Source organism: Embleya sp. AB8 (assembly GCF_049739465.1).
Taxonomy (GTDB): domain Bacteria; phylum Actinomycetota; class Actinomycetes; order Streptomycetales; family Streptomycetaceae; genus Embleya.
In genome coordinates, this window is sequence record NZ_JBMHHY010000022.1 from 98,300 (window position 1) to 114,144 (window position 15,845).

12 protein-coding genes and 1 pseudogene are annotated in these 15,845 nt (G+C 73.2%); 9 read left to right on the forward strand and 4 right to left on the reverse strand.

Features of this window, described 5'->3' with window-relative positions; genetic code table 11:
- Positions 1-15: 15 nt before the first annotated feature.
- On the forward strand, positions 16-3,456 hold the full coding sequence (locus tag ABIA38_RS30295) for a UvrD-helicase domain-containing protein (RefSeq protein WP_424642055.1): 3,441 nt from the start codon (positions 16-18) through the stop codon (positions 3,454-3,456).
- Positions 3,457-3,573: 117 nt separating this feature from the next.
- Positions 3,574-4,734: a PP2C family protein-serine/threonine phosphatase gene (locus ABIA38_RS30300; RefSeq protein ID WP_424642056.1), complete on the forward strand. Its 1,161-nt coding sequence runs from the start codon at positions 3,574-3,576 to the stop codon at positions 4,732-4,734.
- Positions 4,735-4,743: 9 nt separating this feature from the next.
- Here ABIA38_RS30300 and ABIA38_RS30305 read toward each other — a convergent pair whose 3' ends face one another.
- The gene (locus tag ABIA38_RS30305; protein ID WP_424642057.1) at positions 4,744-5,592 is read right to left on the reverse strand and encodes an endonuclease/exonuclease/phosphatase family protein; all 849 of its coding nucleotides are present in this window, start codon (positions 5,590-5,592) and stop codon (positions 4,744-4,746) included.
- 95 nt (positions 5,593-5,687) lie between these two features.
- Here ABIA38_RS30305 and ABIA38_RS30310 point away from each other — a divergent pair, with 95 nt between their 5' ends.
- Together ABIA38_RS30310 and nudC are read left to right on the forward strand one after the other, a co-directional pair.
- Positions 5,688-7,106, forward strand: coding sequence for a dipeptidase (locus ABIA38_RS30310; RefSeq protein WP_424642058.1), 1,419 nt, complete (start codon positions 5,688-5,690; stop codon positions 7,104-7,106).
- Positions 7,103-8,023 (forward strand): NAD(+) diphosphatase, encoded by a 921-nt coding sequence (nudC, locus tag ABIA38_RS30315; RefSeq protein ID WP_424642059.1) that lies wholly within the window; start codon positions 7,103-7,105, stop codon positions 8,021-8,023. Before ABIA38_RS30310 ends, nudC begins: the two co-directional genes overlap by 4 nt.
- An 80-nt stretch (positions 8,024-8,103) precedes the next feature.
- Here nudC and ABIA38_RS30320 read toward each other — a convergent pair whose 3' ends face one another.
- The gene (locus tag ABIA38_RS30320) at positions 8,104-8,376 is read right to left on the reverse strand and encodes a mycoredoxin (protein ID WP_424642060.1); all 273 of its coding nucleotides are present in this window, start codon (positions 8,374-8,376) and stop codon (positions 8,104-8,106) included.
- A gap of 157 nt (positions 8,377-8,533) precedes the next feature.
- On the opposite strand from ABIA38_RS30320, the gene ABIA38_RS30325 reads away from it, so the two are divergent.
- The 4 genes from ABIA38_RS30325 to ABIA38_RS30340 all read left to right on the forward strand — a co-directional run bounded on the left by ABIA38_RS30325 (position 8,534) and on the right by ABIA38_RS30340 (position 12,087).
- Positions 8,534-10,726, forward strand: coding sequence for an ATP-dependent DNA helicase UvrD2 (locus tag ABIA38_RS30325; RefSeq protein WP_424642061.1), 2,193 nt, complete (start codon positions 8,534-8,536; stop codon positions 10,724-10,726).
- Positions 10,727-10,893: 167 nt separating this feature from the next.
- Complete coding sequence (locus ABIA38_RS30330; RefSeq protein WP_424642062.1) at positions 10,894-11,325, forward strand: hypothetical protein; 432 nt, start codon at positions 10,894-10,896, stop codon at positions 11,323-11,325.
- A 139-nt stretch (positions 11,326-11,464) separates the two neighbouring features.
- Positions 11,465-11,803: a WhiB family transcriptional regulator gene (locus ABIA38_RS30335; RefSeq protein ID WP_424642063.1), complete on the forward strand. Its 339-nt coding sequence runs from the start codon at positions 11,465-11,467 to the stop codon at positions 11,801-11,803.
- Between the two features lie 62 nt (positions 11,804-11,865).
- Positions 11,866-12,087: a hypothetical protein gene (locus ABIA38_RS30340; RefSeq protein ID WP_424642064.1), complete on the forward strand. Its 222-nt coding sequence runs from the start codon at positions 11,866-11,868 to the stop codon at positions 12,085-12,087.
- Between the two features lie 66 nt (positions 12,088-12,153).
- On the opposite strand, the gene ABIA38_RS30345 is transcribed toward ABIA38_RS30340, so the two are convergent.
- Both ABIA38_RS30345 and ABIA38_RS30350 read right to left on the reverse strand, forming a co-directional pair.
- Positions 12,154-13,581: an ABC1 kinase family protein gene (locus tag ABIA38_RS30345; protein ID WP_424642065.1), complete on the reverse strand. Its 1,428-nt coding sequence runs from the start codon at positions 13,579-13,581 to the stop codon at positions 12,154-12,156.
- Positions 13,578-14,699, reverse strand: coding sequence for a ThiF family adenylyltransferase (locus ABIA38_RS30350; RefSeq protein ID WP_424642066.1), 1,122 nt, complete (start codon positions 14,697-14,699; stop codon positions 13,578-13,580). Before ABIA38_RS30350 ends, ABIA38_RS30345 begins: the two co-directional genes overlap by 4 nt.
- 238 nt (positions 14,700-14,937) lie before the next feature.
- Here ABIA38_RS30350 and ABIA38_RS30355 point away from each other — a divergent pair.
- Positions 14,938-15,450, forward strand: a pseudogene (locus ABIA38_RS30355) (M48 family metallopeptidase); the annotation flags it as partial.
- Between the last annotated feature and the right edge of the window lie 395 nt (positions 15,451-15,845).

Consider the following 15,845-nt stretch of genomic DNA (forward strand, 5'->3'; position numbering starts at 1 on the left):
GGCTAGTCTTCCTCGGTGCACGCCGTACTGACCGACCCGGACGACCTGTGTCGTCTCCTGGGGATCCCGTTCACCCCGGAGCAGCTGGACGCGGTGCTCGCGCCGCTCGCGCCCGGGGTGATCGTGGCCGGCGCCGGGTCGGGCAAGACCACGGTGATGACCGCGCGCGTGGTGTGGCTGGTGGGCACCGGGCAGGTGCGCCCGGACCAGGTGCTCGGCCTCACCTTCACCAACAAGGCCGCCGGCGAGCTGGCCCAGCGGGTACGCAAGGCGATCGGCCAACTGCGCGGCGGCGAGATCCCCGCCGACGAGGACGCGGGCGAGCCGACCGTGTCCACCTACCACGCCTTCGCCGGCCGGCTGCTCCAGGAACACGGCCTGCGGATCGGCCTGGAACCCTCCGCCCGCCTGCTCGCCGACGCCACCCGCTATCAGCTCGCCGCCCGGGCCGCCCGGACCGCGCGCGGCCCGTTCCCGACGCTGACCGGCCGGCTGCCCGACGTGGTGGCCGAGGTGCTGCACCTGGCCGGCGAACTGGCCGAACACCTGGTGCCGATCGACCGGCTCCGGGACTGGGACCGGGCTTTCGTCGCCGACGTGGAGGCCGCCGCGAAGCCCTCGGCCGCGGCCCGCAAGGCCGCCGAGGCGGCCCGCCGCCGGCTCGACCTCAGCCGCCTGGTGGCCGCCTACGACCGGGCCAAGAACGGCCGCGACCTGCTCGACTTCGGCGACCAGATCGCCTACGCGGCCAAGATCGCGGGCGAGCGGCCCGAGGTCGGCGAGATCCTGCGGGACACCTACCGGGTCGTCCTGCTCGACGAGTACCAGGACACCTCGGTGGCCCAGCGAGTGCTGCTCCAGGGCCTGTTCGGGCACGGCCACCCGGTCACCGCGGTCGGCGACCCGTGCCAGGCCATCTACGGCTGGCGCGGTGCCTCGGTGGCCAACATCCACGACTTCCCGGTGCACTTCCCCGCCCGCGACGGCGTCCCCGCGGCCCGCTACTCGCTCTCCGAGAACCGGCGCAGCGGCGGCCGGATCCTGAGCCTGGCCAACGACCTCTCCGGGCCGCTGCGTACCCCCGAGAGCGGCGTCGAGGCGCTGCGCCCGGGCCCAGGGGCCGAGCACGAGGGCCGGACGGTGGCCGCGCTGCTGCCCACGCAGCACGAGGAGATCGACTGGCTCGCCGACCGGATCGGCACCGCGATCGAGACCGTCCTGGACCAGGACGGCAACCCGATCACCCCCGGGGACGTCGCGGTGCTCGCGCGCACCGCCGCCGACTTCGCGGACATCCACGCGGCGCTGGTCCGCCGGGACATCCCGGTCGAGGTGGTCGGCCTGTCCGGCCTGCTGCACCTGCCCGAGGTGGCCGACCTGGTGGCGACCTGCGAGGTGCTCGACGACCCGACCGCCAACTCCGCGCTGGTCCGGCTCCTGGCCGGGCCGCGCTGGCGGATCGGGCCGCGCGACCTGGCTCTGCTCGGCCGCCGGGCCGCCGAACTGGTCCGCGTCGTTCGCGCCGGCGCGAACGACGCCGACGCGCGCCTGGAGGAGGCGGTGGCCGGGATCGACCCCACCGAGGTGGTCTCGCTCTCCGACGCGCTGGCCGACCCCGGCGAGCAATACCCGTTCTCCGCCGAGGCCCGCCGCCGGTTCGCGCGGGTGGCCACCGAGATCCGCGAGTTGCGCCGGCATCTGGGCGAGCCGCTGATGGACCTGCTGCATCGGGTGCTCGCCGGCACCGGCCTGGAGGTCGAGCTGTCCGCGTCGCCCGGCGCACTTGCCGCCCGGCGACGCGAGACGCTGCACGCGTTCCTGGACATCGCGGCGGGCTTCGCCGACCTGGACGGCGACCCCTCGCTGACCGCGTTCCTGGCCTTCCTGCGCACCGCCGCCGAACACGACAAGGGCCTGGACGGCAGCCTGCCCACGGCCGGCGACTCGGTCAAGGTGCTCACCGCGCACAAGTCCAAGGGCCTGGAGTGGGCGGTGGTCGCGGTCCCCGGGCTGATCGAGGGCGTCTTCCCGAGCGTGCGTACGCAGACCAAGTGGATCACCAACGGCAAGGCCCTGCCGCACCCGCTGCGCGGCGACGCGGACGCCCTCGCGGTGCTGCCCGACCCGACCGCCAAGGGCTTCAAGGCGTTCGACGCCGCGATGCGCGAGCACCAGGCGATCGAGGAGCTGCGCCTGGGCTACGTCACCTTCACCCGGCCCAAACAACTCCTGATCGGGTCCGGGCACTGGTGGGGGAGTACCCAGAAGAAGCCGCGCGGCCCGTCCGAGTTCCTGGACCGGCTGCGCGCGCACTGCCTGGCGGGCAACGGCACGGTCGAGGTGTGGACGCCGGAGCCCGCCGAACCGGTCAACCCGCACCTCGCGGCGACCGTCGAGCACGCCTGGCCGCTGCCCCTGGACCCGACCGCGCTGGTCGAGCGCCGCCGAGCCGCCGCCGCCGTACTGGCCGAGCTGGGCCGCCGCGAGGCCGCCCGGCGGGTCGACCACGCGGTGCAACACCCGTCGGTCGAGCCGGAGTTCGATACCGAAGCGGCGCCGGCGGCCGACGAGGCGGTGCCGCTGGAGGCGTACGGGACATACGTACCGGTGGACCCGGACGAGGCGCCGCCGCCGGAGGACGAGCCCGGGCCGCCGCCCGCCTACGCGCGGCCCTCGCGCGGCCACGACGAGGCCCGCGAGCACGCGGACGAGGTACGTGCCGGGCATCCCTCGGTGGAGGCCCCCGCCGCCGTCGAGCCGACCCCGGACCAGCTGGCCCTGATCGAGTCCTGGGATCGCGACCTGATCCGGCTCGCCGAGGAACTGCGCCGCGGCCGATCCGGGGTGCGCGAGGTGCCGCTGCCCGCGACGTTGTCCGCGTCCCAGATGTTGCGCCTGTCCAACGATCCGGACGGGCTGGCCCGTGAGCTGGCCCGGCCGATGCCGCGCCCGCCCGCGCCCGCCGCCCGGCGCGGCACCCGGTTCCACGCGTGGGTCGAGTCGCTGTTCGGCGAACGTCCCCTGCTGGAACCGGACGACCTGCCGGGCGCGGCCGACGAGGAGATCACCGACGAGGCGGACCTGCTCGCGCTCCAGGAGGCGTTCCTGCGCACCCCGTACGCGCAGCGCGCCCCACACCGGGTGGAGGCGCCCTTCCAGCTCTTCCTCGGCGGCCGGATCGTGCGCGGCCGGATCGACGCGGTCTACCGCGAGGGCGCCGGGTTCGAGGTGGTCGACTGGAAGACCAACCGGGTGCAGAACGCCGACCCGCTGCAACTCGCGGTCTACCGGCTCGCCTGGGCCGAATACGCCGACGTGTCGATCGAGGACGTCTCGGCGGCGTTCCTGTACGTACGCACCGGGGAACTCGTCCGGCCGAAGGGTCTGCCCGGCCGGGACGAATTGGAACAGTTGTTCATGGATGGCGACGAACCACCCGCCGACCTCGGTCGTTGATCCCGAGGAAACCCCGAACGGGTGACGATGGGCCCGATGCGGCCGGATTCCGACACTCGTATGGTTTATGAGGATCGACACGACGGCGAACTTCGAACGGGACGGGATACGGCACCGGTGCGCGGAACAGCGAAGACGAGACGGGCACTGCGGCTCGTCGGCGTTGCGGGCGACCGGCCGCTGCTGCCGGTGATCGGCTTGATTCTGCGCCTGCTGCCGTTCCTGGTGATCCTCGCGGTGGTCGTGCTGGCCGCCGGGACGCCGGAGAACGTGCACGTGGGCCCGCTGCTCGCGGTGGCGCCGGCGATGTCGGGCCTGACCCAGACCGCGCCGCGCGGACCGCTGATCACCGGCGCGGTGGCGGGCCTGGTCTCGCTGATGCTGGCCGCGCTCGGCGAGGGCCGGGGCGGCGGCGAACCCTACGTCACGCTGCTCTCGGTGGCGTTGGTGACGATGACCGCGTGGCTGGGCGTACACGTACGGATGCGCCAGGAACGCACCATCGAAGAGGTGCGCAGCGTGGCCGAGGCGGCCCAGGAGGTGCTGCTGCCCCAGGTGCCGCAGACGATGGGCCCGCTCACCGTCGGCGTGCGCTACCGCGCGGCGGCGGCCGAGGCGCGGATCGGCGGCGATCTGTACGAGGTGGTGCCCACACCGTTCGGCATCCGGGTGGCGATCGGCGACGTGCGCGGCAAGGGGTTGGGCGCGGTGCGGACCGCCGCCGCGGTGCTCAGCGCGTTTCGCGAGGCCGCGTACGAGGAGCAGGACCTGCCGGGTGTGGCCCGCCGGCTCTCGGCCAGCCTGGAGCGTCGACTCGGCGAGGACGACGAGGAGTTCGTCACGCTGATCCTGCTCGGCTTCCCGCACGACACGGACAGCGTGGACGTGCTCAACTGCGGCCACCCGGCCCCGCTGCTGCTGCGCGGGGCGCACGCGCGCCCGCTCGACCCGCCGGCCCCGACGCCGCCGCTGGGCATCCTGGACCTGCGCCGGCTCGAGCTGCCGGTGTTGCGGGTGCCGCTGCTGCGCGACGACCGGCTGCTGCTCTACACGGACGGCATCATCGAGGCGCGCAACGCGGCCGGCGAGTTCTACCCGCTGCCCGACCGCGCCCCGGACGCGCTGCCCGGCGTCGAGGACACCCTGGACCGCCTGGAGGCGGACGTGCAGCGCCACGTCGGCCACCCCCTCCAGGACGACGCGGCGATGGTCCTGCTGCAATACCGCCCGGTCGTCGCCCGGCACGACGGGCTGCGCGGGGCCCGACTGACCGCCTGAGCCGCGGCGCTAACCCACCTTCAGTTCGACCACCAGGGCGCAGTGGTCGGAGACGCCCAGGCGGACCGCCTCGGTGCGGCGGACCGCTTCCGGGCCGATGCCGTGGCCGAGCACGTGGTCGAACTGCACGCGCGGATGGTACGAGGGGTAGGTGGGGACGCGGGCCAGCGAGCGCCAGCGGACCGCGCCCGCACCGCGCCCGCGTCGGCCGACCACCGCCTGGGGGATCCGGCCCGGCAGGTTGAAGTCGCCGAGCAGCAGCTGCGGGCCGGGCAGGTCGGCGGTGGAGCGGCGGATCCGGGCCAACTGCGAGATGTTCCAGCCGGGGACGAAGGACAGGTGCGCGGCCAGCACGGTGAACGGCCCGTGCGGCCCCTCGACCACCGCCGCGAGCACGCCCCGGGGCTCGTCCGGCACCCGGGTCAGGCCCGGCCGGCCCTGCACCCGCAGCGGCAGGCTCAGCGGCGCGGCCGGGAAGCGCCGCACCCGCCAACGCGACACCGGCAGCCGGGACAGCAGCGCGATGCCGTAGCCGGGCCCGCCCTCGCCCCGCTCGCCCGCCGTGTAGACCCGGCGCTCGCCCGGCACCGGCTCGTCCTCGGTCCACCCCGACACCGGCGCCGGGACACCGTGCACCGAGGCCAGGAAGCGCCACTGCGTCATGCCCAGCGCCTCGGCCGCGAGCGCCGCCTGATCGGCCCCGCCCGAGCGCTCCTGATGCCGGTCCACCTCCTGGAGGGCGACGATGTCGGCGTCCAACTCGGCCAGCGCGGCCCGCAGTCGGGCCGGGTCCGACACGCCGTCGGCGAGATCCATGCCGTGCAGGAGATTGAAGGTCGCGACACGCAACGTGGTCATCGGCCGACGGTAACCCGCCGAATGCGCGAGCGTCGTGTTTGCCTCGGCCCGCGCCGCGTGCCGCGCGCTCGGACGGCAGGCATATGGTCGAACGTATGAGCAATCCCGACCCCGACATCGCCGGCCACGTACACGCGCACGCCGCCGACTTCCTCGCCGACCTGCGCACCTGGCTGGCCATTCCCTCGATCTCCGGCGACCCGGCCGCGGCGGCCGATGTCGAGCGCAGCGCCCGGTGGCTGGCCGGCGCGCTGGGCGAGGCCGGCTTCCCGACCGTGGAGGTATGGGAGACGCCCGGGCTGCCCTCGGTGTTCGCCGAGTGGCCCTCGGCCGACCCGGACGCGCCCACCGTGCTGGTCTACGGACACCACGACGTGCAGCCCGCCGCGCTCGCCGACGGCTGGAGTACGCCGCCGTTCGAGCCGACCGACGTGGGCGACCGGCTGTACGCGCGCGGCGCGGCCGACGACAAGGGGCAGGTGCTCTTCCACCTGCTCGGGGTGCGCGCGCACCTGGCGGCCACCGGACGCGACACGCCCGCGGTCAACCTCAAGCTGATCGTCGAGGGCGAGGAGGAGTCCGGCTCGCCGCACCTGCCCGCGCTGCTGCGCGAGCGCCGGGACCGGCTCGCGTGCGATGTGGTCGTGGTGTCCGACACCGGCATGTGGGGCGCGGACACGCCCAGCACGTGCACCGGGATGCGCGGCCTGGCCGAGCTGCAGATCGACTTCTTCGGCCCCACCGCCGACATCCACTCCGGCTCGTTCGGCGGCGCGGTACCCAACCCGGCCACCGCGCTGGCCCGACTGATCGCCGCGCTGCACGACGACAACGCGCACGTGACGATTCCCGGCTTCTACGACGAGGTCGGCGAACTCACGGACCACGAACGGCAGTTGTTCGCCAAGCTGCCGTTCGACGAGGACGCGTGGCTGGTCAACGCCAAGTCCGCGGCGCCGAGCGGCGAGGCCGGCTACACCACCCTCGAGCGGGTGTGGGCGCGCCCGACCGCCGAGGTCAACGGCATCTGGGGCGGCTACACCGGCCCCGGCCGCAAGACCATCGTGCCCGCGTCCGCGCATGCCAAGATCTCGTTCCGCCTGGTGGACCGGCAGGACCCGGCGCGGATCGCCGAACTGGTCCGCGCGTGGGTGACCGAGCGGGTGCCCGCCGGGATCCGCTGCGAGCTCGACTTCGGCACCGGCGTGCGGCCGTGCCTGACCCCGCTCGACCATCCCGCACTGCGCTCGGTCACGCGCGCGCTCGGCCGGGCGTTCGACACGGAGATCCTGTACACCCGCGAGGGCGGCTCCGGGCCGGAGGCCGATCTGCAGGACGTGCTCGGCGCGCCGGTGGTCTTCCTGGGCGTCTCGCTGCCCGACGACGGCTGGCATTCGGTCGATGAGAAGGTGGAGAAGCCGCTGCTGCTCAAGGGCGCGGAGGCCGCCGCCCACCTGTGGCAGGACCTCGCGGCGACCTGGCACGACGCACGATCCGGGAGGGACGACAGTTGATCCACCCCAAGCCCGTCGCCGGGCAGCTACTGGCCCGGTCCACCCTCGACCGGGCGAGCGAACACCGCCTGGACGAGGCGTGGTTGGCCGCCGCGTGGCGCCGGCCCGACGCGCGCGTACTGGTCCTGGCCCAGGGCCGGGCGTGCTGGTCGGGCGACGCGGGCGCACCACGCCTGGTCCTGGTCGACCCGGCGCACGCGCCCGAGGGCGAGCGATTGTTGCTCGGCGTGGACGCGGCCGGCGTGCCGTACTTCGCGATCACCGTCGAGGAGCCCGCCGAACTCGCCGCCGGGGAGCGTGAGGGCGCGCTGCGCGAACTGGGCACGCTCCTGGACGACCGGGACGCGGGCCTGCTCGTGCACGCGACCGGGCTCTACCACTGGCACCGCACGCACCGGTTCTGCGCGCGCTGCGGGCAACCGAGCGAGATCGTCGCCGCCGGGCACGTGCGCCGCTGTCCGGCCTGCGGGACCGAGCACTACCCGCGCACCGACCCGGCGGTGATCATGCTCGTCCTGGACCGGGACGACCGCTGCCTGCTGGGCCGTCAGGAGAGCTGGCCGGAGCGGCGGCTCTCCACCTTCGCGGGCTTCGTCGAGCCCGGCGAGTCGCTGGAGCAGGCGGTCGCCCGCGAACTGCACGAGGAGGTGGGCGTGCGCACCACGTCCACCGAATACCTGGCCAGCCAGCCGTGGCCGTTCCCCTCCAGCCTGATGCTGGGCTTCATCGCCTACACGCAGGACGAGGAGGTGCGAGTGGACGGCGAGGAGATCAGCGAGGCCCGCTGGTTCACCCGCGCCCAGCTCAAGGAGGCGGTCGACGCGGGCGAGGTACTGCTGCCCGGAACGATCTCGATCGCCCGACACCTGATCGAGAAGTGGTACGGCGAACCGCTCGACGAGGGCAACCACTGGTAGCTCGCGCCCGGACCGACCCGGCCCGCGACGATGTCCCGTCGCGGGCCGGTGGGGTCTCGCCCGGTCGCCCGGTCGCCCGGTCAGGCGGCGGCGGCCTCCGCGACGGCGGCCTTGACCTGGGCCAGGCTCGGGTTGGTCGCGGTCCACAGCGGCGCGCCGCCGTCGGCCGGCAGGATGACCAGCGTCGGCACGGTCTGGTTGCCGCCGTTCACGCTCATCACGAAGTCGGCCGCCGCGGGGTCCTGTTCGATGTTGACCTCGGTGTACGCGATGCCCTCGCGCTCCATCTGGCTCTTGAGCCGGCGGCAGTAGCCGCACCACGTCGTGCTGTACATCGTCACGGGGGCCGACATCGTCATGCACTCCTTCGGGTCCTGGGTCCGCCCGGTCCGGGCACGGCCGTCCACGTCGCCAACGTGCGCGGGCCCGGTTTGATTCCGCCCCCGGGCACATCCCGGCGCCTGTGGACAACCGGCCTCGGCCCGGGGGGACGCCTGAGAGGATGGGCCGATGATCGCTTCCCCCGACGAGGTCCTGGACGCGCTCGATCCCGAGCAGCGGCGGGTGGCCAAGGCCGTCGACGGCGCCGTGTGCGTGCTCGCGGGCGCGGGCACCGGCAAGACCCGCGCGATCACCCACCGGATCGCCTACGGCGTGCTCACCGGTGCGATGCAGCCCGGCCAGACCCTCGCGGTCACCTTCACCGCGCGGGCCGCGGGGGAGATGCGCGGCCGGCTGCGCGACCTGGGCGTGCCCGGCGTCCAGGCGCGCACCTTCCACGCGGCGGCGCTGCGCCAGCTCTCCTACTTCTGGCCGAAGGTGTTCGCCGGCCCGCCGCCGCAACTGGTCGAGACCAAGGTCCCGCTGGTCCGGGAGGCGATGCAGCACTGCCGGCTGCGGGCCGATCGCACCGAGCTGCGCGACATCACCGGCGAGATCGAGTGGGCCAAGGCCACCCAGACCGCGCCGGACGACTATCCGGGCGCGGTGCTCGCGGCCGGGCGCAAGCCGCCGCGCCCGGCCGCCGAGATCGCCCACGTCTACGCCGCCTACGAGAAGATCAAGTCCGGCAAGGGCCGGATGGACTTCGAGGACGTGTTGCTGCTCACCATCGGGCTGCTCGACGAGCGCCCCGAGGTGCGCGAGGCGGTGCAGGCGCAATACCGGCACTTCACGGTGGACGAGTACCAGGACGTCAACCCGCTCCAGCAGCGGCTGCTCGACCTGTGGGCGACCGGGGCCCGCAGCCTGTGCGTGGTCGGCGACGCGAGCCAGACCATCTACTCGTTCACCGGCGCGACACCCGCCTACCTGCTGGGCTTTCGCCGCCGCCATCCGGACGCGGAACTGGTCGAGCTGATCCGCGACTACCGCTCGACCCCGCAGGTGGTGGGCCTGGCCAACCGGCTGCTCGCGCACGCCTCCGGCGAGGCGGCCAAGCACCGCCTGGAGCTGATCTCGCAGCGCGGCACCGGCCCCGAGCCGCGCTTCGTCGAGCACGCCGACGAACAGGCCGAGGCGGAGAGCACCGCCAAGCGCATCCGCGAACTGATCGACGACGGTGTGCGGCCCGCCGAGATCGCCGTGCTGTTTCGCACCAACTCGCAGTCCGAGTCCTACGAGCAGGCGCTCGCCGACCGGTCGGTGGCCTATCTGCTCAAGGGTGCCGAGCGGTTCTTCGAGCGGGCCGAGGTGCGACAGGCGACCGGCTTCCTGCGCGCGCACGCGATCTCCGGCGGCGCGGATCCGGAGGCCGGCGCACTGGCCGACGAGGTGCGCGCGGTGCTCGGCAACACCGGGTGGAGTCCGGAGCCGCCCGCGGGATCCGGCCAGACCCGGGAGAAGTGGGAATCGCTGGCCGCGCTGCTGCGCCTCGCCGAGGAGTTCGCCGCCAAGCGACCGGACGCGACGCTGCGCGAATTCAACGCCGAGCTGGCCGAGCGGGCGAACGCGCAACACGCGCCGACCGTGGAGGGCGTCACGCTGGCGTCGCTGCACGCGGCCAAGGGCCTGGAGTGGGACGCGGTGTTCCTGGTCGGGCTCAACGAGGGGATGATGCCGATCGCCTACGCGGACACCCCCGACAAGATCGAGGAGGAGCGCCGGCTGCTCTACGTCGGGGTGACCCGGGCCCGCGAGCAGCTGACCCTGTCCTGGTCGTTGGCGCGCACCCCGGGCGGTCGCGGGCGCAAGGCGTCCCGCTTCCTGGACGGCCTGCGTGGCTCGGACGGCGGTCGCGGGGCGGGCGCGGGGCGGCCGGACGCCTACCGCTCGCCGGGCGCCGGGCGCGGCCTCGACGGCACCGCCCGGGCCCGGCGCAAGGTCGGCCCGGTGCGCTGCCGGGTGTGTGCCAGGGCGTTGCAGGACGCCGCCGAACGCAAGATCGGCCGCTGTCTGGACTGCCCCTCGGACGTCGACGAGTTCCTCTTCGAGCAGTTGCGCGCCTGGCGCCTGGACCGGGCCCAGGAGCAGAGCCAGCCGGCGTTCGTGATCTTCACCGACGCGACGCTGACCGCGATCGCCGAGACCCGGCCGCTCAACGAGCGCCAACTCGCCGCGATTCCGGGGGTGAGCCGGACCAAGCTGGAGCGATTCGGTGACGACGTACTCGCCCTGTGTGCCGGTCACGATCTCGCGATCGACCCGGATCCCGAGCTCTACGGCCACATTCCGGAGGTCGAGGATGCCCCGGACGAAGGGTGAGATCCGAGGGGATTCCCTCGAGTGACGAGGACCATGCGATAAATCGTTTGCGCCTTGCTCCAAACCGCATCTACGCTCACGAGCACGGTCGGAACGTTCGACCGTGCTCGTCCACTGAAACTTGGAAGCACCCCTGCGGTGTTGCCCCGAAACCCTCTCGGAAGGAGGTGAACGTCGTGATTACCAGGAACCTGAAAGCCCAGCGTCAGGCGTTCGCCGCCGCTTCGGTCGTGGTGTCGGTGGGCTCCGCCAAGCTGTCGCATGCCGATCTCCACCTGCTCAAGTCCGGCCTGGCCGGGCTCTCCTTGGTGCCGTCGTATGCCGGGACCGATGCCCTGATCACCGCCTCCGCGCAACTGCGCGGCACCGGCAGTGGTGTGTCCGCAGCAGCGGGTGCCTCAGGTCTCGTCGGTCTGGCGGGCAGCGCCGAGGGTCCGTGGCAGGGCGAGCAGGCAACGGCGACGCGTCGCAGCGAGCGACCGTCGGCTGCGGCGGCTTGCGAGCAGGCGCAGCAGCAGGAAACGCAGCAGGCCAATGGAATGACCATGGCCGGTTTTGCCGGGAACAACGGGTATCCGTCCTGGAGGAACAGGACCTGACGAGAAGTCAGGTCGGCACCCTCCAGGGCCGCGGAATCCCGAACACCGGGATCCGCGGCCCTTGTCTTTTGTCGGCTGTCAGCGAAAACCGAGTAGCGACCACCGGGGACACGAGTCCCACGAATCACAGGAGCACCCCGTGCCCCACGTCAAACCCCCCGCACCCGGCAGCACAGCCACAGCGACATCGGAGGTAGACCTGATGACCCTCACCGCGTTCGAGGACACCGAGCAGCTCGACGCCACGATCCCCTGCCGTTCCTACGACCCCGAGGTCTTCTTCGCCGAGTCCCCCGAGGACGTCGAGTACGCGAAGGCCCTGTGCCGGGAGTGCCCGGTGCGCGAGATGTGCCTGCAGGGCGCGCTCGAGCGCCGCGAGCCCTGGGGCGTGTGGGGTGGCGAGCTCTTCGTGCAGGGCGTCGTCGTCGCCCGCAAGCGTCCCCGCGGCCGTCCGCGCAAGACGGAGGTCGTCGCGTGACCCCGCCGGCCGGACCCCGACGCACGAGCACTCGAAGCAGCACCGCGTACGCGCAGGAACCGATGAAGCACATCCACGACATGAACGCCGTTCTTCCCAATGACAGGAGCAGGGAGTTGCATCTGATCAACGAAGCCCTCGCGAGGGCTCGGATGGATCAACAGCTCCGCGACGCGGAGCTCCAACGCAGGGCGTACCACGTCCGGATGGCGCGCCGGATGCGCCGCCGGGCGGAGGTCGCCTCCATGCGGGCGCGCCGCGCCCTCGCCATCGCGGTGATGTAGCGAGGCCCGCCGATACGCCGAAGGGCGGCACCCTGATCGGGGTGCCGCCCTTCGGCGTGGGTGTCGTCAGCGCCCGGCGGCGTCCTCCGGGCCCTCGGCAGCCGCGACGCCGTCGATCTCCTCGAACTCCTCGACGTCCTCGAGGGTGAAGTCGAACTCCTCGTCCGGATAGTCCGCTTCGTCCGTGTCGGCGAACCCCGGCAGCCAGGTGGCCAGTTCCTCGCGGAACGGCGCGGTGGCGCCGAGCTGGCACAACACCCCGATGGTGCTCAGCGTGACCCGGTGGATGAGCAGATAGCTCGGCGGCAGATTGAGCTGCCGGGCCAGCGCGGACGCGGGATTGCGCGGGTCGCCGATCCGCGCGCCCTGCTCGCGCATCCAGGCCCGGGTGAAGGTGAACTCCTCGGCCTCGGCCGGTTCCAGGAACGGCAGCAGGTAGTCGAGCACCTCGGCGGCGTCCAGCTTGATCGACGGCTTGACGAAGCCCTCGGTGCGCAGCACCTGCATGACGCTGTCCGCGTCGCCGTCGAGCGCGAGTCGAAATGCCCGGCCGATCGGCTCGGGCAGCCCCTCGGGCAACCGGTTGACCGTACCGAAGTCCAGTACGCCGAGGCGCCCGTCCTCCAGAAGCCGGAAGTTGCCCGGATGCGCGTCGGCGTGCAGCATGCCGGTCCGGGCCGGCCCGGAGAACAGAAAACGACTGAGCATGTGCCCGGCCCGGTCCCGCTCGTCCTGGCTGCCCCGGTCGATCACCTGGGACAGCGGCTTGCCGGTCATCCACTCGGTGATCAGCACCCGCTCGGTCTGGTGCACCACGTGCGGTACGAAGATGTCCGGGTCGCCGTCGAACTCCACCGCGTGCGCGGTCTGCGCCTCCGCCTCCAGCTGGTAGTCGAGCTCCTCGGCCACCCGGGCCTTGAGCTCGGCGATCAGCGGCTTGACGTCGATGCCCGGGATCAGCGCGCCGGCGAAGCGCGCGACGTGCCCGAGCTGGTTGAGGTCGGAGATCAGCGCGTCGCCGGCCCCGGGATATTGGATCTTGACCGCCACCTCGCGGCCGTCGTGCCACACCGCCCGGTGCACCTGGCCGATCGAGGCCGCCGCCGCGGGAGTCTCGGTGAACTCCTCGAACAGCGAACGCCAGTCGGTGCCCAGATTGTCCGCGAGCGCCTTGTGTACGGTACGGGCCGGCATCGGTGGCGCGGCGTCCTGCAACTTGGTCAGCGCCGAGCGGTAGGGCCCGGCCACCTCCTCGGGCAGCGCCGCCTCGAACACCGACAGGGCCTGCCCGAGTTTCATCGCGCCGCCCTTCAACTCCCCGAGCACCTTGAAGAGTTGCTGCGCGGTGCGCTGCTGGAGCTCGGCGGCGACCAGCTCGGCCGGTCGGCCGCCGATGCGCCTGCCCAGGCCCAGTGTCGCCCGGCCGGCCACCCCCAGCGGGAGGGACGCGAGCTTGGCGGTGCGGGTGACGGCCCTGCGCGGAAGATCGCTCACGCGACCCATTGTGTCCGACCGGACGCCGTCCCATGTGTGATGGGGCCCACCTCTTGCGCCGGGCGGGTGGCCCCGCAGTCGCAGCGCGCGTGCGGTGCCCAGCTGCGGCGCCGGGTCAGCCCGTCCGGCAGCTCGATCTCCACCGTCCCGTCCACGGTCGTGGGCAGCCCGCCGTCCAGGAAGGTGAGCACCTGAAGGGCGGCCCGGGCGGCCACCTCGGTGGCGAGCACCACATCGCACGGCGCGTCGCCGGGGCCGGGCGCCGCGGCGAGTTGGGCGAGCAGCCGCGGCCAGCCCGGGTCCCGGTCGCTGCGGGCCAGATCCAGGCAGCGCCCGCACGCCGAGCGCCCGACCAGGACGAACGGCCCGATCACTCCGGTGGTTTCGCGGATGTCCGCGTACAGATGCGGAACCCGCCGGTGGACCAGTCGGGCACCCGGGGCCGGATCCGGGCGACCCTCCGGGACGAGTACCGCGACATCGGGGGTGCCGCGCCCGGCGGGCAGCGCGCAGCGCACTCCCGGGGCCAGCCGGCGCAGCGCGGCCCGTACGGTGGTCTCCCGGCGCGGTCGCGACGCGTCCCATCCGTGTGCCACCGGCCCGGCGTCGCCCGCGCGCACCGGTCGGCGATCGGCGGGCACCACGTGGCCGACGCCGGCGGCGGCCAGCAGCCCGGCCACCGCCGCGCCGACCCGACCGGCGCCGTGCACCGCCACCACCGCCCGGGAACGATGCTCGAGCACGGCCAGGCCCGCGGCGCCGCTGCCGTGCACCAGGGCCAGCGAGGTCAGGTCCGGACCGAGCCGGGCCCGCGCACCGGGCAGCGAGGGGACCGGGGTGGGGCGCCCGGCGGCGTCCTCCAGGACACCCTCACGCGCCAGCAACTCCAGGACCGCCGCCGCCCGGGCGGGCCCCAGGCCGATCCGCTCGGCCACCTCGTGCAGTTGGGCCGGATCGCGGGTGCCGTCCAGGTGCTCCACGAAACGTGAGGTCAGCGGATCCAGGCCGCCGAGCAACACCGCCCGGCGCGGATCCAGGCCCAGTTGCAGGGTCTGTCGATCGCGCCACAACCGACGCAGCGCGGGCTTGAGCAGTGGACGCAGAAGAACCGAGGACATGCCCCAGGGTGCCTGCCGGAGAAGCGATCGGGCATTTTGTTGTCCACAGGCGGCGTATGAATATGCTATTTGGAAATATTAGGCAGAGAAGAATGGAATGAGAGATATCGAACGAATATTGCTTATGCCCGCGAAAAGCGGCGCCGAATATCCCCGGTCGGCCCGAAGCGGCGGCGCCCTGTCGGTGCCTTCGGTTAACGTCCTGGTTGTGGTCGCGGATCCCGGGGCCGGACACGACATGTTGTCCGGAGCCCCCTATCAGGGTGCCGTCGAGGTGCGTCGCAGCGCCCGGCGGAGACGAACCGTGTCGGCCTACCGGGACGGGGACCGCACCGTGGTCCTGCTCCCCGGCCGAATGACGCAGACCGAGGAGAAACGCTGGGTCGGCGTGATGCTGGAGCGGCTGGCCGCCCAGGAGCGCCGCCGCCGGCCCAGTGACGAGGACCTGGCCGCGCGGGCCCGGGAGTTGTCCGCGCGCTATCTGGACGGGCGGGCCGAACCGGCGAGCGTGCGCTGGGTGGGCAATCAGAACAGTCGCTGGGGTTCGTGCACGCCGATCGACGGCACGATCCGGCTCTCCACACGATTGCGCGGCATGCCGACCTATGTCGTCGACTATGTATTGCTGCACGAGTTGGCGCATTTGCTGGTACCGGGTCACGGCCCACGTTTTTGGACGCTGCTCGCGGCCTATCCGCGCACCGAACGTGCCCGCGGATATCTGGAGGGCGTCGCCGCCGCGAGCGGGCTCGCGCCGAGCGACGACGAGGACGGCGGGGCCGCCGAGCCGGAGCCGCCGCGCGCCGAGCGCGAGTCGGCCGCGCCGACCCGCGACCGGCCCGGTGCGGCGGGCGCGCGCGGGGCCCGGAAGGGCACCGCCGCTGCGGACGGTGCGCGTGCCGGGACAACGCGCGATCGGGCCGCCCGCAAGCGCCGCGACTGACCCGGATCCGCCCGCCGCGAGTCGTCGCGGGGCCGGATTCGGGCGTATAGCGTGAGGCGCGTACGCAGCCGGCAACCGGTCGCGGGGGGCCGTCCGGGTCGGGCATCAGGGGGCCGCCGCGCGTTGCGCCGTACCCGGACCGGGGCGGATTCGATGTTGTAGCGTGCCGTGCGCGGCGGGGACCCAGGTGGTGGGCGCCCGCA